The organism is Bacillus sp. NPDC077027 (assembly GCF_050269555.1).
Classification (GTDB): domain Bacteria; phylum Bacillota; class Bacilli; order Bacillales; family Bacillaceae; genus Bacillus.
Genome location: NZ_JBNNIO010000004.1, coordinates 171,252 through 190,776, shown reverse-complemented (window position 1 = coordinate 190,776; position 19,525 = coordinate 171,252). Strand labels below are relative to the sequence as shown.

Below are 19,525 nucleotides of genomic sequence, written 5' to 3'. Positions count from 1 at the left end.
GATCTCCTTTCAGCTATAGGTTTTGTTCTTTTTTCACATATGTGAGAAATTGCGTTAATCCTTTTTCAATTAAATCATGTACTTCCTCGAAGTTTCCTGTGTAATACGGGTCTGGTACATCATCTCTGTCTTCGTCATCAACAAAATCCAGCAGACGTCCTATGAAATGGTGCTTCCCATAACCTGCTTGACTACGAAGTGCACCGACATTTTCTGCATCCATCGCAATGATATAATCATACGTTGTCATGTCCTCATCGACCACCTGTCTTGCCGTTATTCCTTCATAGCTAATTCTTTTTTGATCTAACAATTGTCTTGTACCTTCATGTGGTGGATTCCCTTTATGCCATCCGCCAATTCCCGCTGAATCGATGTCAAAATGCTCAGATAGCCCCTCCTCGGAAACGAGCTTGCGGAACATCGCCTCTGCCATTGGTGATCGGCAAATGTTTCCTAAGCAAACAAATAATACACGAATCATCCTTCATTCTCCTCCTACCTTTTCCCTGAGTTCTTACAAAGGAAACCTTTTCTTTATCATACCAATCCCCATTTCTTTTTTAAACTTTGCAAAAAAACTCCCAGCGTCATTGACAAATTATACAAAAAAGAGCGACACTTTAGGAGATATGCACAAACAAAGGGGGATATTATATGGGATTCATTGAACAGTTTGTTAACAGAATGAATGATTTTTTATGGGGACCTCCTCTTTTAGTCCTTATCGTCGGAACTGGTATTTACCTCACCTTTAGAATTCTCTTCATTCAAATTAGATTGCTCCCTTATTCTCTAAAGCTTGCGTTCTCAAAACAAGACAAGACCTCAGAAGGAGATATCTCTCACTTTCAAGCATTAATGACTGCCCTTGCTGCTACAGTGGGTACCGGTAATATCGTAGGCGTTGCATCTGCCGTTATTGCTGGTGGTCCTGGCGCCGTATTCTGGATGTGGTTTGCTGCCTTTTTCGGAATGGCGACCAAATATGCGGAAGCAGTGCTTGCCGTTAAATATCGTGTAAAAAATGAAAAAGGTGAAATGTCAGGTGGACCGATGTATTACCTTGAGCATGGTTTAAAGCAAAAATGGCTTGGGGTGTTATTCGCTATTTTTGGTGCTTTTGCTGCCTTTGGTATCGGCAACCTTGTACAGTCTAACTCTATTTCAGGAGTCATGAATTCGACTTTTCAAATTCCAACTTGGCTTACTGGAATCATTATTACTGCTTTTACAGCCCTTGTGATTCTTGGAGGCATTAAAAGCATTGGACGTGTCACCGCCATTTTTGTCCCAGTGATGGCTTTATTTTACGTCATTTGTGGATTAATCATTCTGATGATGAATGCTGATCTTGTCCCGAGTGCAGTGGGACTTATTTTTTCTGATGCCTTTACAGGTCAAGCTGTTGCAGGTGGTGCAATTGGTACAGTCATTCGTTGGGGTGTGGCACGTGGTGTATTTTCAAACGAAGCAGGTCTTGGATCTGCTCCAATCGCAGCGGCGGCAGCAAAAACAGATATGCCCGCACGCCAAGCCCTTGTTTCCATGACACAAGTATTTATTGATACATTGATTGTCTGTTCAATTACTGGTATCACGGTCGTTATGGCAAATATGTATCAAACAGAAAAAAGTGATGCACTGACCTCTATGTCGTTTGCCCATTTCCTTGGTCCTACCGGTTCAATCGTTGTGGCGATTGGTCTTTTATTATTTGCCTATTCAACCATTATTGGATGGTCTTATTATGGCGAGAAGTGCTTTACATATTTAGTAAAGGATTCATATGTGGTGTATTATCGCCTTGTATTTGTAGCCGCTGTCTTTTTCGGTGCAATCTTTAAAAACGATTTTGTTTGGGGTGTAGCTGATATGCTGAATGGACTCATGGCAATACCAAACTTAATTGGGCTTATCGGTCTTTCTGGCGTTGTCGTTTTTGAATCCAAACGGATCATCGAAAAAATCAAACAAGAGAAAAAAGAAAAAAACATTAGCGTCTCCTCTTAAAAGCCCTTTTCTTCTGCCCCATTTCTGTTAGAATATTATTCGACACATGCAGGAAAGGACGTGCCGCCCTTGTCAGAACAAAAAGCGGCTGAAGTCAATCAGCTTATTGAAGAAATTTCGCAAAAGTTAAATATGTTAAACATCGGAGTTATTAAAGCTGAAGACTTCAGTCCGGACAAATACGAAGATATTGAATTCCTTCACCAAATGGTGATGAAAAAATCTTCGTTTAGCCCAAGTGAAATGCAAGCCATTGCAAGTGAATTGAAAAATTTAAGAAAATAAAAAGAGCGAAGGATGTGCAATTGAAGCACACCTTCGCTCTTTTATTTATGATGCTAACAGCTTTAACGACTCGTGGTTAAAGGCTGGAATATCTTCAGGTGTACGGCTAGTTACAAGCTGATTTTGGCAGACAACAACCTCTTTGTCTTGGAATTTCGCACCAGCGTTCTCCAAATCAACTTTAATGGATGTGTAGCCTGTAGTTCCTCTTCCCTCTAATGTTTTGGCTGTAATGAGAAGCTGTGGACCATGGCAGATCGCAAAGACTGGTTTTTTCTCGTCCATAAAGGCTTTTGCAAATTGAACATAGCGATCATCTGCACGAAGAATATCCGGTGAAAACCCGCCTGGAATCAGAAGTGCATCAAAATCTTCTGGTTTTACATCATCAATAGAGGCATCGACTCGCACCTCTGCTTCTCCTTGTTTACCTTTAACCGTTTTTCCCTTTTCGTTTTCGATGACTGTCACTTCATGCCCTGCATCTTTAAAAGCTTTCACAGGTTCGGTAAATTCAACATCCTCAAAATAATCTGTTAATACAACTGCAATTTTCTTGCCCATGTAAAAACCCTCCTGCATCAATTTTGTTCACATTACACAATATACCCCCTGTAAAATGAATCAAACATGGTGACGTATATCCAAAAAATTCTCCTTTTTCATAAAATAAGCATATAGACTCATTCTTTCAGAATATTAAGGTATTTTGTATCATTTATGCAATCTTTACAATAATCTGCAACAAATAGCTACAAAAGTTAATGAAACACTTCTACAATAGGTATTGTGATCAAAAAAATAGGAAAGGCGGAGATCAGGTGAAGAAACAAAAATATAGGACCAACTTAAAGAAAAACCTGTCCATCCTGCTCACTTCAATCATGTTGATTAGTCTCATTCTCCCAGCAGTACCCATTCAGGCTGCAGATACACAAAACGAGCAATCCGTTCATGTGAGCATTTTAGCAACAACTGATGTTCACGCAAATATGATGAATTACGATTATTACAGCGACAAAGTGTCGAATGAATTCGGTCTTGCCAAAACAGCTGAATTGATTCAAAAACACCGCTCTGAAAACCCTAATACCCTTCTTGTCGATAACGGGGATCTCATTCAAGGAACACCCCTTGGTGAATATGTCTACAAAAACGACAAAAATAACATTATCAACCGAAGCAAAGTTCATCCTATCATGCGTACACTAAACAAGCTGAATTATGATGCCGGCACACTCGGAAACCACGAGTTCAATTACGGACTTGATTTTCTCGATGGAACAATCGCTGGTGCTGACTTCCCAATTGTAAATGCCAACGTCAAAACATTAAATGGTAAGCATCGCTTTACGCCTTATAGCATTCAAGAGAAAGCATTTCAGGATAAAAGCGGTCAAACCCAAACAGTCAAAGTAGGTTACATAGGATTTGTCCCTCCACAAATTATGACATGGGACAAAAAACATTTAGATGGCCAAGTTCAAGTACAAGATATTGTGGAATCTGCCAATGAAACGATTCCTAAAATGAAAGAAGAAGGCGCTGACATTATCATCGCACTTGCCCATACTGGTATTGAGAAAACAGCACAACCTAAAGGCTCAGAAAATATGGTTTTCGATCTTGCAACGAAAACCAATGGCATTGATGCCATTGTCTCTGGACATCAGCATGGTACTTTCCCAGATGCATCATACAGTGGTGTAGACAAATTTGATGTAGCAAAAGGCACAATTAACGGCATTCCTGTCGTCATGTCTAAAAACTGGGGAAGCTACCTCGGTGTGATTGATTTAACAATTGAAAAAGAAGATAACGTATGGGTAGTGACAAACGGAACAGGAAAGATTGAATCCGTTGCACAAGTCACCTCCCAAAACAGTGATGTCAAAACAGCAATCGAGTCAACACATCAGAACACGCTTGATTATGTCAGAAAACCTGTTGGTAAAACAGAAGCTGATATTAACAGCTTTTTTGCACAAGTCATTGACGATCCTTCTATTCAAATTGTGACAGATGCTCAAAAATGGTATGCACAAGAGAAAATGAAAAATACACAATATGAAAACCTGCCAATTTTATCAGCAGGCGCACCATTTAAAGCTGGTGGCCGTAATGGCGTAAATTATTACACGAATATTGCCAAAGGTGATCTTGCCATTAAAAATATTGGTGACCTGTACCTCTATGACAACACCGTGCAAATCGTCAAATTAAAAGGCAGCGAAGTCAGAGATTGGCTTGAAATGTCTGCAGGCCAATTCAATCAAATCAAAGCAAACGAAACAAGTGAACAAGCTCTTTTAAATGAAGAGTACCGCTCCTATAACTTTGATGTCATTGATGGCGTTACTTATCAAATTGATGTGACTGAGCCAGCAAAATATAGTACAAGCGGGACATTGGTCCATTCAAAAGCAAACCGGGTCAAAAACCTGTCTTATAACGGCAAACCAGTAACAGACAATCAAGCGTTTTTAGTCGTCACAAACAACTATCGTGCGTCTGGGGGTGGTGGATTCCCTCACCTTACGCAAGACAAAATTGTCTTAGCATCTGCGGATGAAAACCGTCAAGTGTTAATGGATTACATCATTGATCAAAAAACGATCAATCCAGCAGCAGATCAAAACTGGTCGATCTCACCTGTGAAAGGTGCAACATTAACATTTGAATCTTCTGTTCTTGCTAAACCTTTTGCTGAAAAATCAAGTGAAGTAAAATTTGTGCGCAATGCAGATACAGACGGTCTAGGTGTATATCAACTCTCATTCGATGAAGATCAAACAACAGAGCCGCCTAGTAACAGCGATCATTGGAAACTGACTGTGATGCATACAAACGATACACATGCCCACTTAGATGATGCAGCAAGACGAGCAACAAAAGTAAAAGAAGTACGCGCAAACAATGAGAACAATATTCTATTAGATGCAGGTGATGTATTCTCAGGTGACCTGTATTTCACAAAGTGGCAAGGACTTGCAGATATGAAGCTGATGAATTTGATGAAATACGATGCCATGACATTCGGAAATCACGAATTTGACCAAGGGCCATCGACTCTGCGCCAATTTCTCACAGGGGATGCATCTACAGTTGACGCAAACAATAGACATGGTTTTGAAAAACCTGATTTCCCAATCGTCAGTTCAAACGTTGATGTATCGAAAGAAAAACAGCTACGTGACTTAGTGAAAAAACCGACAACCTTTAAAGCGGGTAAAAAGAAGAAATCTGGTATCTATCCGTACATTCTTTTGGATGTAAACGGTGAAAAGGTAGCAGTGTTTGGTTTAACAACAGAGGACACAGCGATTACGTCTAGTAGCGGTCCAAATATTACATTTAACGATGCGTATCAAAAAGCAAAAGATACAGTCAAAGACATTCAATCAAAAGAAAAAATTAATAAAATCATCGCATTGACTCATATTGGATATCAGCGTGACCTTGAGCTTGCGAAAAAGGTAAAAGGCATTGATTTAATCATAGGTGGTCATACCCACACATTAGTTGACAAGTTAAAGGTCGTTGACAATAAAGAGCCTACAATTGTGGCACAGGTCAAGGATTACGGTCAATTTTTAGGAAAAGTAAATCTTGCCTTTGATAAAAAAGGGGTCGTTCAAACAAAAGAATCTTCCTTTGATCTCATCACCATTGATGATTCAGTCAAAGAGGACCCTGAAGCAAAAGCGATATTGGATCAATATAAAGCGGACATTCATGATTTAAAAACAGAAAAGGTTGGAAAGACAGATGTACTGCTAGATGGACAGCGTGAACATGTCCGTACGAAAGAAACAAATCTCGGGAACTTTATTGCGGATGGAATGCTGAAAAAAGCCCAAGAATCTGCTGGTGCTGATCTAGCAATTACAAACGGTGGAGGCATTCGCAGTAGCATTGAAAAAGGGGATATCACCCTTGGTGATATTTTAACAGTCATGCCATTTGGTAACACCTTATATGTTGCTGACCTAAAAGGCAGCCAAATTAAAAAAGCACTTGAACAAGGTCTCTCAGGTATCGAGGAAGGTGGAGGCGCATTCCCACATGTCTCAGGCATCGAGTATACCTTCACGTTAAATAGACCAGCTGGAAAGAGGCTCATTGATGTCAAATTAAAAGACAAAGATGGTCGGTTATCAAATATAGATGATGACAAAACCTATCGTGTGGCAACAAATGCATTTGTCGGTACTGGCGGAGATGGTTATAGCGTCTTTACAGAAGCAGCCTACGGAGAAGATTTAGGTTATGTTGATTATGAAATCTTCAAGGAACAAATCGAGCAAGCTGGCGGAAGTATTTCCCCAGCCATTGATCATCGCGTGAAAGAAGTATTTCTTCCTGATGCAAAAGGAAAAGGCGCTTTCGACATTCAAAATAATGAACAATTTCAAACATATGTTCAAAATACAAACAAAGCGCTTCTCTATTTAGATAAAACAAACGATGCCAAAAACATCAAACTGTCTTTATCTAAAACACAAATCACGCAATTGCTGGAAAGAGAGCAAGATCCTCGTGTAACAATCTATAATGACATACTTGGACTTGAACTACCGCTTTCTAATGTATCGAAAGCAAACACCGATATTTATGTTGCCAAAACAAAAAAAGTAGAGAAAGCACTGACAGATACGTACGATTTTCGGATCATGCAAAACAAGAAAAACATCTCTACATTTAAAGAAGCTGTCGGACTTTCGTTCTTTTTAACTGACACAGCAAAAGCCAAGAAGCCTGCGGTCTACTATGTGGATCGGAAGAATAATCGCCTGTCTCAAACGAACAATGGCTCCTTTGAAAATGGTGTTGTCACAGGATATACTGAACACTTTAGCGAATATACGGTTTTAAACAAAGAAGAAGTAGCTGCATCTACGCCTGGCAACGGGACAGATGATGACGCAACGAGCGGAGTTGGGGGCAACGAAACGGATCGTGACGGGACAGGACTTCCTGGCGGTACCCTTCCTAACACAGCCACCAAAATGTACACGGCTCTTTTGATCGGAGTACTTATGCTCTCAGCTGGCGGAATCCTTTACTATTATCAGCGCAAACGAACAAAAAAGGATGTCTCATCATAACTACAAACGGACAGAGCCTATGCTCTGTCCACAGCGTGTAGACAAACCCTCGCATTCGTTGTCAGGCCTGCGCGCTGGTGCTCACGAATCACACATTCGATCCGCTCCAGTGCTCGTCCTTCCTAGACTTCAAGGGTTTTCAATTACGCTGAAAAGAAGACAAAGGTCTAAAATAAACATCATTTTAGACCTTTGTCAAAAAGCTGACGGACAGAGCCTATGCTCTGTCCGCTTTTTACCTTCTTGCAAAATCAACAAATCGAAATCGATCTAACCGATGCCTGCTTTCTGTATATTGAAACAGACTAGTATCCTCTAAAAAGACATAGTTCTTCACGACCACAATGTGTTCAAAGCCATTCAAATCAAGGTAGCGGGCATCCTCTTCAGTACATGGCTCAACGACAAATTCCTTTTGAGCATAACTAATTGATACACCAAGCTCTCCCTCGATATACTCATAAATTGATCCCTCACAAATGTCCTTCGATAGTGTCGGCACATACTTTTGAAGAAAATAATCCTTATCTAAGATCACTTCTTCTCCACTAATATTGCGAGTGCGAACGACCTCCCACACTTGCTCGTTCTCATTCACCTTCAATTGAGACTGAATGTAATGATTTGGCTTCTTTAAAGCAAATTCATGTACGGTTGTAACGGTTTTTCGCCCAAGCGTCTGTGACAGCTCTTTAAAACTGACAAGGCCAGAAACAGGAAACGGCATCTTTTCTCTATTTAAAAGAACAGAGCCCTTCCCTCTGATTTTTTGGATATAGCCATTCTGCACAAGAATGCTTAATGCCTTTCTCACCGTCTCTCTTGATGTACCGTACATAACGGATAATTCGTGCTCTGACGGGAGTATCCCTTTATCCTTCCATTCGCCTTGTTCAATTCGTCTTGCCAACTGCTCATAGATCGTTCTAAATTTGTTCTCCTTCATTTTTCCTCCGTCTCCATTTACTAACGTTTGGTTAAATGATAAACGATCGACTCGTAAGGACGCAACGTAAAGGCCTTGAAATCATGGGTGACATCCTCATAATTTGATAATAGAACGTTCACCTTCATGCCCTCCATTTTATCCAAAACTTCAGATGGAAGCTGAAAGGTTGCCTCACCAGGAAAGAAATGATTGACAACAAGTAAGGACTCATCAGCCGTTTCTCTCATATAAGCAAAAATCGACGGGTCATCAGGAAGAAGCAGCCTGTAGCTTCCATATGTGATGACATCATATTTTTTACGCAAACGGCAAAGTGCCTGATAATGATAAAAGATCGAGTCAGGTTCTAAAAGTGCCCTCTGAACAGAAATTTCATTTGTCGCCGCCTCGATCCATGGTGTTCCACTTGTGAAACCAGCATGTGCTTCATTTGTCCATTGCATCGGCGTACGTGAATTATCTCTTGATTTCATCTTTAAGATATGAAGTGCCTCTTCTTCAGATTTCCCCTCTTGTAACATCAGCTCATACATATTTAATGATTCGACATCACGATACGAAGCAATAGAACGAAATCCGGGGTTACTCATCCCAATTTCTTCTCCTTGATAAACGTAAGGCGTTCCTTGCATCAGATGAATGGTTGTTGCTAACATTTTTGCCGATTGTTTGTGATATTTGCCATCATCTCCATAGCGTGACACGATGCGAGGTTGATCATGATTACACCAGAACAGCGCATTCCAACCCCCACCTTCATGCATTTTTATCTGCCATTCAGATAAAATAGCTTTTAGCTGAAGAAAATCAAAAGGAGCAACCGCCCACTTCTCTCCATTTGGATAATCGACTTTTAAATGGTGAAAATTGAAGGTCATATCAAGCTCTTCTCGGTCAGGTCTTGTATAGCGGATACAGTCTGCAATATTAGTAGATGACATTTCACCTACTGTCATACTGTTGTATTTTGAGAAGACCTCTTTATTCATTTCATGGAGAAACTCATGGATACGAGGCCCATCCGTGTAGTACATTCGCCCATCCCTCTGAACAGATTGCCCCGCATCATCTAAAAAGCGCTGATCCTTTGAAATGTTGTTGATCACATCTAAACGGAAGCCATCCACTCCTTTTTGAAACCAAAAATGCATGATGTCATAAACCTGCTTACGCACCTCTTCATTTTCCCAATTCAGATCAGCTTGATTGACATCATATAGATGTAAATAATAGGACCCTGTCGCTTCATCAAGTTGCCAGGCAGTACCACCAAATTTCGATTGCCAGTCATTTGGCGGTGAACCATCAGGTTTCTCTTCCTTCCAAATATAAAAATCACGATATGGATTTTCCTTTGACTGACGAGATGCTTGAAACCATTCATGCAAGGTCGATGTATGATTGACAGCAATATCCATGATCACTCGAATGCCACGGCTATGTGCTGCATCTAACAACCGCTCAAAATCAGCCATTGTTCCGTACACCTCGTGGATCTTTCGGTAATCACTAATATCGTAGCCATTATCATACTGAGGTGACTCATACATCGGTGTTAGCCAAATACAATCCGCACCAAGTTGCTGAATATAGTCTAGCTTTTGAGTGACTCCATTAATATCACCTGTACCAGATCCGGTCGTATCTAGGAAACTTTTCGGGTAAATTTGATAGACAATTGCTTTTTTCCACCAAGGTTTATTTGTTTGTTGTTTTTTCAATGTACTTCACCACCAACTAAAAATAGAGTAGACATTAAGCCTCTTCCTTCTTTCGCTTTAATTTTGCAAATAAAAGTGTTCCAACAAACGGGATGACCAAAACAATGACCATACCAATGGCAAATGCACCCCAATATTGTGGAATGATTGAGAAAATCCCAGGAATACCACCGACACCAACAGAGCTTGCAAGCACGCCTTGGGAGGCGATAAACATTCCTGCAATACCTGAACTAATTAGGGCAATGATAAACGGGAAACGATAGCGCAAGTTAACCCCAAACATCGCTGGCTCTGTAATACCTAGATAAGCTGAAATACCCGATGTAAGCGAAAGCCCTTTTTGCTTTTCATCCTTTACAACAAACATCATCGCAAGTGCCGCAGACCCTTGTGCAATATTTGACAATGCTAGCATTGGCCATAGGAACGTTCCGTGTAGTTTTGAATGAATAAGCTGAATATCAACAGCAAGAAACGTATGATGCATACCTGTAATCACAAGGGCTGCATACAAACCACCGTATAGCAATCCGCCAAGTGCAGCAAAATGCTGAAAGACTGCCACTAAACCAGATGTGAGAACATTCCCCACTGCAAACGTAATCGGTCCGATCACAATAAATGATAAAAAGCCAATGAGAAGAAGTGTGATCGGAGCTACGACTAACAATTGAATGCTCTCTGGTGTACGTCTCGTTAAGAAAATTTCAAGTTTTGCCAATAAATATGAAGCAACCAAAATCGGAAGCACTTGCCCTTGATAGCCGACCTTCTGCACTTCAAGTCCGAATAGATTCCAGACCGGAATATCCCCTGCCTTTTCAGCCGCTCCATATCCCCATGCGTTCAATAAATCGGGGTGAACAAGCATTAAGCCGAGAACCATACCTAAAAGTGGATTCCCCCCAAACCGCTTGACCGCTGACCAACCAATTAATGCTGGCAAGAAAGTAAAGGCAGTGCCTGCAATTAATTGAATCATATTCGCCAAACCGGCCCACGCTGGGTATACATCCACAATTGATTGATCGGTGAAAAAGATATCTGTCGCAGTTAAAATATTATTAATCCCCATCAATAAGCCAGCTGTCACAATCGCTGGTAAAATCGGAATAAAAATATCCGCAAGCGTTTTCACAGCACGCTGAACAGGATTCAACTTTTGAGTAGATGCCTGTTTGACATCCTCCTTTGTCGCTTCACCAATACCTGTCTGTTTGACCATTTCCGCATAAACCTGATTGACGACACCTTGACCAATCACAACTTGAAATTGACCGCCTACCGCAAATGAGCCTTTTACAATTTCAATTTGCTCTAATACTTCTTGATCTACTTTCCCTTCATCCTTTAACACAAATCGAAGCCTTGTTACACAATGAGTCGCTTGCGCAATATTTTCCTTGCCACCAATGGCTTCCACAATCTGAACGACAGATGTCTGATAATCAGCCATATTATCCCCTCCGAAACCGTTTTCTTTTATCAGAAAAAAACACCCGCATACTTGTATATACATGTTATCCATATATTTTATACTTGTATATACATGTAGTCAATTAAAAATATAACGCTTACATAAAAAAAAGCTACCCCTCTTTATCTGTCAAACTGCTTATCCCTCTCTGTCTTCACGTGTCGTTTAGCATAGCAAAAAAAGCTGACTCCCTATCACAGGAGCCAGCTTTTTTACTTATTTATGATCTGTTTTAAAGGTCGAAATCATTTGTGCTAAGTCATCAGACATTTCAGAGAGCTGTTCAATCGCACTTGAAATTTGCTGCATCCCTGCGCTTTGTTGTTCTGACGCTGCGGCAACCTCTTGAGAGCTTGCGGCTTGTTCTTCTGATACAACAGAGATTTGTTCAATCGAAGTTGAAATCGTTTGGTATGCACGCTTGACTTGCTGTATAGATTCAAGCAGATTGTTCGTTCTTTCGGAAAATTGAGAAACGCCATCATAAATGCCAGTAAAGTTTTGAGACGTCCCTTGCATTTGCTGACGTCCTTCTTCAACCGCGCGGCTACTTTCTTCCACGCTTTCTAGCACACGCTGACTGTTTTCCTGCGTCCCAATAACAAGTTCAGATACGGATTTGGCTGCGTCTGCCGATTGTTCTGCGAGCTTCCTGACTTCCCCAGCAACGACAGCAAAGCCTTTTCCTTCTTCTCCTACACGTGCCGCTTCAATAGAGGCATTGAGCGCAAGTAAATTCGTTTGTGCTGAAATATCTGTGATAATGGAAATGACACTTTCAATTTTATTAGAATGTGACTGCAACTCGACTGCTGCCAGTTTTGAATTGCTCATCATTTCATGTAAGACATCCAAATGCGTTAGGACGTTTTTAACAAGATTTTGACCAGATTCAGATTGTTCTTGGACGTTTGATGAGACAGCTTTCATTTCATCTACTTCTTTAGTCACGCCCTCAATCTGTATATCAATTTCAGCCACTGATGTTGTACAATCCGTAATATTCGCAACGGAATCGTTAATTCCTTCACTCATATTCGCCATCGCTTCAGACACTTGTTGAGCACTTTGACTAGATTCAGTTGTCACTGTTCTAAGCTGAGAGGACATCCTTGATACTTCGCCAGATGAATTGGAAATCTTGGAAATGAGTTCTTTGATCCGTTCTTGCATCTTCTTAAAGGCCTCTGCTAATTGACCAATTTCATCCTTGCTTTGCACCTCAATTTTTCCAGTCAAATCCCCATCTGCAATCAGATCCGCTGTTTCCATTAATGAGCGAGCAGGTCTAGCAATTTTTCTTCCCATAAAATAAGAGAAAATGAGTCCACCAATCAGAATAATACTTGAAACAATGATAATATAAATTGTGAGCTTTTTCGTCGTCTCTGGAACAACTGATGCATCAAGATCAATACCTAGAATACCTGTAACTTCACCACTTGAGTCCTTTATTGGAAGTAAGACAGATTTATGAGTTCCGTAGGAATCCTTGTATATATCACTTTTGACCACTTTGTTATCAGATATAGCTTCATTCATTTCCTTTGTAAAAGGGTAATCTTGATTAAAATCATCGTCTTCTCCAGTTAAGACGATGATTCTTTCCTTTCCACCTTCTTTTGATAACACATATAAATTTTCAAGCGTATGATTTTCTTGAAGTTCAGAGATTTTTTTCTTCACTTCTACATAAATTGGGTCGTCCTTTCCAGTAATATCAAGGACATTTCCATCAATGCTTTCAAGTTCATGCTCAGCAGTGTCAATATCAGTTGTTAAACGATAATCAAATTGCTTTAGCAGCTGAGATGATAAGTCTTGACTCACCATATAAAAAGTAAGTACAAATAATGCAACAGTTACGAATAGTATTACGACAACGACTGACATGATTTTGGAGGATATCGTTAATCCTCCAAGTTTCCTTTGTTTCGTCATTTTTTTCTACATCTCCACTCTCAAATTAGGTTTAAGCATATGCACTTTCAAATTGTCCACAAACAGATGCAATCACTTCTTTTAAATAGGTAATAATATGAGGAATATGCTCTGGCATTGTATACGGCGAGATGACAAAGAACTTGCTTACACTTAAATAAAATTCTTTATCTTCTTTTGATTTCACAAGTAAAAACTTCGTTGTATCGCCGAAGAACATCCGCTCTCGCATTTCCCCAAGTTTTTCAAAGAGCATTTTGTTTAAGTCATTATTTCTTTCAATCTCAAGTGAACTTGCTTGTCCTGAAATTTCTGCTGCAAATCGAGGCGAATCCTCCAAATAAATACGGAACAATGTTGACATTCCGACGTTGTCTGAATTCACAACTTCAGCCTGTGGAATCTCTCTTTTCATCGCCGCTCTAAATTGAACATTCACTTCTAAAAATTGCCCAAGCAAGCGTTGGTAGCCCTCTACACCAAGTGTCAATAGAACGCTAAGCATACTAATTGAGCTTCCCATTCTCGTGCACTCCAGTGTATATCCAGTGTGATACTCACCATAGCCTCTGTGTCCGACATACGGTGTTTCCTTTTCCTCTAGGTCGATCCGCTTAAGGTCTGCTGCCTGTTTCACCAAGAAAAGACTTGATGTATATGGCGTTTGACCAAGCTTTTGAAAGTCAAAACACATCGAATCCGCAAGGTAAAGGTGACGAAACTTCGTCTGAATTTCTTCTAGCATGTGCAGGACACCTTCTGAAAACTGTAATGGATTTAGTGCTAAATCATACTCATTAAAGAAGGCAAAAAATCCTCCAAGAGCAGAGTCGGCATGAATGTGCGGCACGTTAAATCCATACTTTTCAGCGACTGCCTCTGCGGTTTCACGAATCCCTTTCACATCATCAATAGCAATTGCATCTGTTGTCCCAGTTGTTGCAACAATATAAACGGGAATCCCGCCATTTTGTGCAACGAGCTCCATTTGACATTGCAAATCTTCCATATCCATTGAATGATCTTTATTCGTTTTGATTCTGATCAGGTTGTCAGTCCCAAGCCCTGTCGCCTCCATAGACTTGAACAAACTATAATGCGCTGCATCAGAACAAAAAGCATAAAGATTTTGTGGAACACCTTTCCTTAACGACTCCGGTGCAACTTTGGCAACCGCCAATCGAAGGCCAGAGAAAATAGCACCTTGGCCTCCCCATGTGGTGTAGCCCCCGCTCACAGATGGATCATATCCAATAAGCTTAGACATCATTGAGACGACTCTGACTTCTGCTTCAGCACCAGCAGGCCCATAAACATCCCACAAATTGTTACCGTTGACGAGCATGGCAGTCAGCATCCCAAGAATTCCTGGCGTACTTGCCATCGGCAAAATGTTGGTGAAGAAATACTTTGTATGATATGGATGGTTATGCAGTAGTTTGAGTAGTTCATCATTCACCAGTTCAGCTTCACTGCTGCATGCTGGAATTTCACTTGTTTCAGTAAGCATTTGGTAGAAATTATCATCGCGGTTCTTCTCTCCTTTAAGATGAGCACGCTCTGGATCTTTCAGACGATCTACCCCTGAAACGATTTGTTCAATTAATTGCATTAACTCTTGGCGTTCTGTCTCATTTCCGTCCTCACTCGGAAACCAGTTCTGAACGAGATTCGTTGCTCGTACAGTCATATACTATCAATCCTTTCAATGGAAGATTCCTTGTCAAATTTTATATCGACCTATATCGAAAAGTTTATAGTGCCGAATTGTCCACTTAAGTATATTCAGATAATTTGTTTGTTAACATTTTTCAATAAAACCCTTACATTATAAGATAAAAATATTTAATTTAGTTAAACAGTAAGATATATTTGAATACTATTTAATAGTTAATATTATCCAAAGGATTCCCCTCTTCATTTCAATCATTTTTTTAGAATAGAATGCATAAACTTCAATAAATCATAGTAACACTGATAAAAATCCCCCTGTAGCTGAATAGATATATCTTTAGACTTAAGTCTATTTACCTGCTTTAGCGGTATAGCAAAAGTTTCTATTATTGTAAAATAAAGAATTTTCAGTTAATAAAGGGAAGACGATTTAAAATTTTTATTTGTTCACATATTCTACAAAGGGACAGGCCTCATACGTAGCTGACTGGTTATGACTTTTCTATTCCTTCATTTCATGATATATTTTAATGGTTCGTTTTCTTTCGTTCCCTCTTCCGTGTTTCGGAGAAAAGGAGTGTTTATATGAAAACATTTATTCAAAAAAGAGGTCTCGGCTTTTTTGCCGTTGCAGTCATTTTACTTTGGCTGAAAACCTATACAGCATATTTAATTGAATTTAAACTCGGTATATCAAATCTGCTCCAACAGATTTTGCTTTTTGTGAATCCTATTAGCTCCAGTTTATTTTTTCTTGGCTTTGCCTTATTATTCAAGAAAAAATGGCAGCCTGCTGCTATCATTGTGATTCATTTTTTCATGTCTTTTTTACTTTACGCAAACATTGTGTATTATCGATTTTTCAATGACTTTATCACGTTGCCTGTCGTAATGCAGGCTGGAACGAATGGCGGACAATTAGGAGATAGTGCATTCTCTCTCATGCACGCTGCTGATATTTTTTACTTTATCGATACAATCATCTTGATTGCACTGGCGATTCGAATGAGACGTCAGCAAAAGACAAACATAGTACCAGTTCCAAAACCGAAATCATTTAGGTTGGTTCTTGTCTCATCTGTTCTTATTTTTATTTTAAATTTGGTCGCTGCGGAAATTGATCGTCCAGAGCTTTTATCTAGAGCGTTTGACCGAAATTACCTTGTGAAATATCTAGGGACTTATAACTTCACGGTGTTTGATGCTATTCAAAACGTGAAATCAAATAGCCAACGTGCATTAGCGAACTCTAGTGATGTAACAGATGTAGAGAATTATCTAAAAGCCAATAATGCTGATCCAAACCCAGCCTATTTTGGCAAAGCAAAAGGGATGAACGTTATCTATATTTCCCTTGAATCGCTACAAAACTTTGTGATCGACTATAAGGTGAATGGTCAAGAAGTAACCCCATTCTTAAACTCACTTGCGCATGACAATCAAACGTTCTATTTTGATCACTTCTATCATCAAACAGGACAAGGTAAAACGTCTGATGCTGAGTTTATGGTGGATACTGGCTTATTCCCGCTTTCCCAAGGCTCTGTATTTATTAATAAGGCACAAAATACGTATCAGGCACTCCCAGCCATCTTGAAGAAAGATGATTACACATCAGCGGAGTTCCACGGAAACACAAAAACGTTCTGGAATCGTAACGAGATGTTTAAATCCTTTGGGTATGACAAATTCTACGATTCTGAGTATTACGATATGAACGAGGAAAATACGAAAAACTATGGATTAAAAGATAAACCGTTTTTTAAAGAATCCATGCCACTATTAGAGAACTTAAAACAGCCGTTTTACACGAAGTTCATTACATTATCCAACCATTTCCCATTCGGTATGGATGAAGGTGACACTGATTTTGAGCCAGGAGACTTCGGCGATTCCGTCGTTAACAACTATTTCCAGTCTGCTCATTATTTAGATGAATCGATAGAGCAGTTCTTTACAGATCTTAAGAAGTCTGGTCTTTATGACAATACGGTCATCGTTATGTACGGTGATCATTACGGCATTTCTGAAAACCACAATGAAGCAATGGAAAAAGTGACTGGACAAAAGATTGGCGACTATGAAAATGCACAACTCATGCGTGTGCCACTTTTCATTCATGTCCCTGGCGTCAAGGGTGGACAGATTCATAAGTATTCAGGAGAAGTGGATGTTGCACCTACGCTCTTACACTTACTTGGCTACGAAACAAAGAATTATTTAATGTCCGGCTCTGACATCTTGTCTCAAAACTTTAAAGAGCTCGTTCCTTTCAGAAATGGCGACTTCGTTTCAAAGGATTACACGAAAGTTGGAAACAACTATTACAGTAACAAATCAGGTGAAAAAATAGAGCCGACTGACAAAACAACACAAGAAAATGAAGCGGTCAAAAAGAGGCTAGAAACGTCAGATAAGATTGTCACAGAGGACTTGTTACGTTTCTATACACCAAAAGGCTACACACCAATTAACCGTAATGATTATGACTATACTAAGAAAGTGCAGGATGAAGAGAACACTTCTTCCACTGAAGACCAGTCAAGCTCTTCAACAAAATAATCTGCACAAACGAAAGAACCAGATGAGCACCATCTGGTTCTTTTTATGTTTTACTCCATCTAATTGGTAAATAATTAGAACAAGGAAGGATCAACTGGGTCCTGCTGATTCAGCCAGTGATATGACGCAAACGATAGAAAAGAAATATGTATACCGAACAAGAGATTATGAGCTTGAATTCATCGTAGGACACGCTCCACATGTCAGCACAAGACACCTGACTGTTCGACACATCAACCTCATAAAAGATGAAGATTAACACAAACGTTCACCTTTCAAAAACAGGCCTCCTCGACATACTTGAGGAGGCCTGTTTATTTATTGTGGTGCCACTTGTACATGTGACTTTCTTTTGATGATACGTTTTATGGCTGGTCTTGCTACATAATCCACACCAATTTTTCCTGCATTGTGCTTACCTGCCATAATGATAATTGCAATGATAAGTAAAATCGGATTCACAGAGACTGTCCCTGCAAGTAAAAAAGAGGCATTCATCACGCCACCGAAAAAGGCAGCTGTCGTCGTAAATAAACCAACGATAAGTCCGAGACCAACCAAGATTTCTCCCCACATGACCATGTAGCTGAATAGCCCGGCATTTGGAAGTGCGACATTTTCTAAAAACCACACATAGAACGGATAAACAACTTGCCCTTCTTTCACAACTGGTTCAGACACCGCAAATTGCAAAAATCCAGCTGCATCGAATCCGTCTGTTAGCTTGCCAATTCCAGATGTAAGCCAAGTCCAACCAATATAGAGTCTTGCTGCAAAAAGTAGGATAGCTGCCCAAAGGTTCGTTTGTAGAAATTTTGTAAACATGATGTTGCCTCCTCTTATTTATGTGAATTATTTCACATATTCTTTATGATTTTATTATACTACCTTTTTTCTAATTTGTGATCTTTTTCACATATAAATTCACAAAATGTACACGAATATTATAATAGAGGTAAACTTTTCCCATTTTTATTACGTCTTAATAAGGTAATCATCCAAAAGGAGATTGATGCTTGATGAAAACCCTCCTCCATTTTGCCTATTTACAAGCGATTTCGTGTCTATTTCCAGTCATGATTTTTACTGCACTTGCCTTATCCAAAGTCATATCTGTCCCGCATATATATCGATATGACTTTATTCTTTTGCTCTGTTTGCTTGCACAACTTATCATGCTTATCTTTCGATTTGAAACGTTGGATGAGCTGAAAATAATTTGCTTATTTCACTTCATTGGCATCTGTTTGGAGATATATAAAGTTCATATGGGCTCATGGTCTTATCCAGAGGAAGGCTATTCAAAAATATTCGACGTACCGCTCTACAGTGGCTTTATGTATGCAAGTGTCGCCAGCTATATATACCAAGCCCTCTCTCGTCTAAACGTTCAAGTAGTCAATTGGCCAAAACCGCTTCTCACGCTTGGAGTGAGTGTATGTATTTACATAAACTTTTTCGCTCATCACTTCTTATACGACTTTAGATGGTGGCTCACACTTTGCCTCCTGCTCATTTTTTGGAGAACGATTGTTCATTTTAAAGTAGGAGCAGTACCTTTTAAAATGCCTCTTACTCTATCCTTTTTGCTGATTGGCTTTTTCATTTGGATTGCTGAAAATGTAACGACCTTTCTTGGTGCATGGCAATATCCGAACCAACAGCAAACTTGGTCGATTGTTCATCTCGGGAAAATCAGCTCCTGGCTTTTGCTTGTGGTTATTAGTATCGTTCTTGTCCTTGAACAACGCAGAAGAAAAAAAGACATCCAGCATAGATGAAGATGCTGAAT

At 39.7% G+C, this 19,525-nt stretch carries 13 protein-coding genes; 5 read left to right on the top strand and 8 right to left on the bottom strand.

The window, feature by feature from the left end; genetic code table 11:
• Positions 1-13: 13 nt before the first annotated feature.
• Positions 14-484: a low molecular weight protein-tyrosine-phosphatase gene (locus ACQKEZ_RS15460; RefSeq protein ID WP_427302264.1), complete on the bottom strand. Its 471-nt coding sequence runs from the start codon at positions 482-484 to the stop codon at positions 14-16.
• A gap of 173 nt (positions 485-657) precedes the next feature.
• On the opposite strand from ACQKEZ_RS15460, the gene ACQKEZ_RS15455 reads away from it, so the two are divergent.
• Positions 658-2,013: an alanine/glycine:cation symporter family protein gene (locus ACQKEZ_RS15455; protein ID WP_427302262.1), complete on the top strand. Its 1,356-nt coding sequence runs from the start codon at positions 658-660 to the stop codon at positions 2,011-2,013.
• A 69-nt stretch (positions 2,014-2,082) separates the two neighbouring features.
• The gene (locus ACQKEZ_RS15450) at positions 2,083-2,298 is read left to right on the top strand and encodes a DUF1128 domain-containing protein (protein ID WP_427302260.1); all 216 of its coding nucleotides are present in this window, start codon (positions 2,083-2,085) and stop codon (positions 2,296-2,298) included.
• Between the two features lie 45 nt (positions 2,299-2,343).
• Here the strand turns inward: ACQKEZ_RS15450 and ACQKEZ_RS15445 are convergent, their stop codons facing one another.
• Positions 2,344-2,862 carry a type 1 glutamine amidotransferase domain-containing protein gene (locus ACQKEZ_RS15445; protein ID WP_427302258.1) on the bottom strand — a complete coding sequence of 173 codons (519 nt, stop codon included), beginning with the start codon at positions 2,860-2,862 and terminating at the stop codon, positions 2,344-2,346.
• A 257-nt stretch (positions 2,863-3,119) separates the two neighbouring features.
• Here ACQKEZ_RS15445 and ACQKEZ_RS15440 point away from each other — a divergent pair, with 257 nt between their 5' ends.
• Positions 3,120-7,406, top strand: a complete 4,287-nt coding sequence (locus ACQKEZ_RS15440; RefSeq protein ID WP_427302256.1) for a multifunctional 2',3'-cyclic-nucleotide 2'-phosphodiesterase/3'-nucleotidase/5'-nucleotidase — start codon at positions 3,120-3,122, stop codon at positions 7,404-7,406.
• A gap of 235 nt (positions 7,407-7,641) precedes the next feature.
• Here ACQKEZ_RS15440 and treR read toward each other — a convergent pair whose 3' ends face one another.
• From treR to ACQKEZ_RS15415, 5 genes are all read right to left on the bottom strand, one after another.
• Positions 7,642-8,352 carry a trehalose operon repressor gene (gene treR / locus ACQKEZ_RS15435; RefSeq protein ID WP_427302255.1) on the bottom strand — a complete coding sequence of 237 codons (711 nt, stop codon included), beginning with the start codon at positions 8,350-8,352 and terminating at the stop codon, positions 7,642-7,644.
• Between the two features lie 20 nt (positions 8,353-8,372).
• The gene (treC, locus tag ACQKEZ_RS15430) at positions 8,373-10,076 is read right to left on the bottom strand and encodes an alpha,alpha-phosphotrehalase (protein ID WP_427302253.1); all 1,704 of its coding nucleotides are present in this window, start codon (positions 10,074-10,076) and stop codon (positions 8,373-8,375) included.
• Between the two features lie 34 nt (positions 10,077-10,110).
• Complete coding sequence (treP, locus tag ACQKEZ_RS15425) at positions 10,111-11,535, bottom strand: PTS system trehalose-specific EIIBC component (protein ID WP_427302251.1); 1,425 nt, start codon at positions 11,533-11,535, stop codon at positions 10,111-10,113.
• A 237-nt stretch (positions 11,536-11,772) separates the two neighbouring features.
• A complete protein-coding gene (locus ACQKEZ_RS15420) occupies positions 11,773-13,497 on the bottom strand; it encodes a methyl-accepting chemotaxis protein (protein WP_427302249.1) in 1,725 nt (574 codons plus the stop codon).
• Between the two features lie 31 nt (positions 13,498-13,528).
• A complete protein-coding gene (locus ACQKEZ_RS15415; RefSeq protein WP_427302247.1) occupies positions 13,529-15,187 on the bottom strand; it encodes a pyridoxal phosphate-dependent decarboxylase family protein in 1,659 nt (552 codons plus the stop codon).
• 569 nt (positions 15,188-15,756) lie between these two features.
• On the opposite strand from ACQKEZ_RS15415, the gene ACQKEZ_RS15410 reads away from it, so the two are divergent.
• Positions 15,757-17,733 carry an LTA synthase family protein gene (locus ACQKEZ_RS15410; RefSeq protein ID WP_427302245.1) on the top strand — a complete coding sequence of 659 codons (1,977 nt, stop codon included), beginning with the start codon at positions 15,757-15,759 and terminating at the stop codon, positions 17,731-17,733.
• Between the two features lie 318 nt (positions 17,734-18,051).
• Here ACQKEZ_RS15410 and ACQKEZ_RS15405 read toward each other — a convergent pair whose 3' ends face one another.
• Entirely contained in the window at positions 18,052-18,558 is a 507-nt protein-coding gene (locus ACQKEZ_RS15405; protein WP_427302244.1) for a DoxX family protein, read from the bottom strand.
• Between the two features lie 194 nt (positions 18,559-18,752).
• Between ACQKEZ_RS15405 and ACQKEZ_RS15400 the strand changes: the two genes are divergently transcribed.
• Complete coding sequence (locus ACQKEZ_RS15400) at positions 18,753-19,514, top strand: DUF817 domain-containing protein (protein WP_427302425.1); 762 nt, start codon at positions 18,753-18,755, stop codon at positions 19,512-19,514.
• The last annotated feature ends 11 nt before the right edge of the window (positions 19,515-19,525 follow it).

Excerpts from the sequence above, each read along its gene's own strand:
- ACQKEZ_RS15455 (WP_427302262.1), top strand. The coding sequence starts at position 658 with ATGGGATTCATTGAACAGTTTGTTAACAGAATGAATGATTTTTTATGG.
- ACQKEZ_RS15445 (WP_427302258.1), bottom strand. The coding sequence starts at position 2,862 with ATGGGCAAGAAAATTGCAGTTGTATTAACAGATTATTTTGAGGATGTT.
- treR (WP_427302255.1), bottom strand. The coding sequence starts at position 8,352 with ATGAAGGAGAACAAATTTAGAACGATCTATGAGCAGTTGGCAAGACGA.
- ACQKEZ_RS15405 (WP_427302244.1), bottom strand. The coding sequence starts at position 18,558 with ATGTTTACAAAATTTCTACAAACGAACCTTTGGGCAGCTATCCTACTT.
- ACQKEZ_RS15400 (WP_427302425.1), top strand. The coding sequence starts at position 18,753 with ATGAAAACCCTCCTCCATTTTGCCTATTTACAAGCGATTTCGTGTCTA.
- treP (WP_427302251.1), bottom strand. The coding sequence starts at position 11,535 with ATGGCTGATTATCAGACATCTGTCGTTCAGATTGTGGAAGCCATTGGT.
- ACQKEZ_RS15460 (WP_427302264.1), bottom strand. The coding sequence starts at position 484 with ATGATTCGTGTATTATTTGTTTGCTTAGGAAACATTTGCCGATCACCA.
- ACQKEZ_RS15415 (WP_427302247.1), bottom strand. The coding sequence starts at position 15,187 with ATGACTGTACGAGCAACGAATCTCGTTCAGAACTGGTTTCCGAGTGAG.
- ACQKEZ_RS15420 (WP_427302249.1), bottom strand. The coding sequence starts at position 13,497 with ATGACGAAACAAAGGAAACTTGGAGGATTAACGATATCCTCCAAAATC.
- ACQKEZ_RS15410 (WP_427302245.1), top strand. The coding sequence starts at position 15,757 with ATGAAAACATTTATTCAAAAAAGAGGTCTCGGCTTTTTTGCCGTTGCA.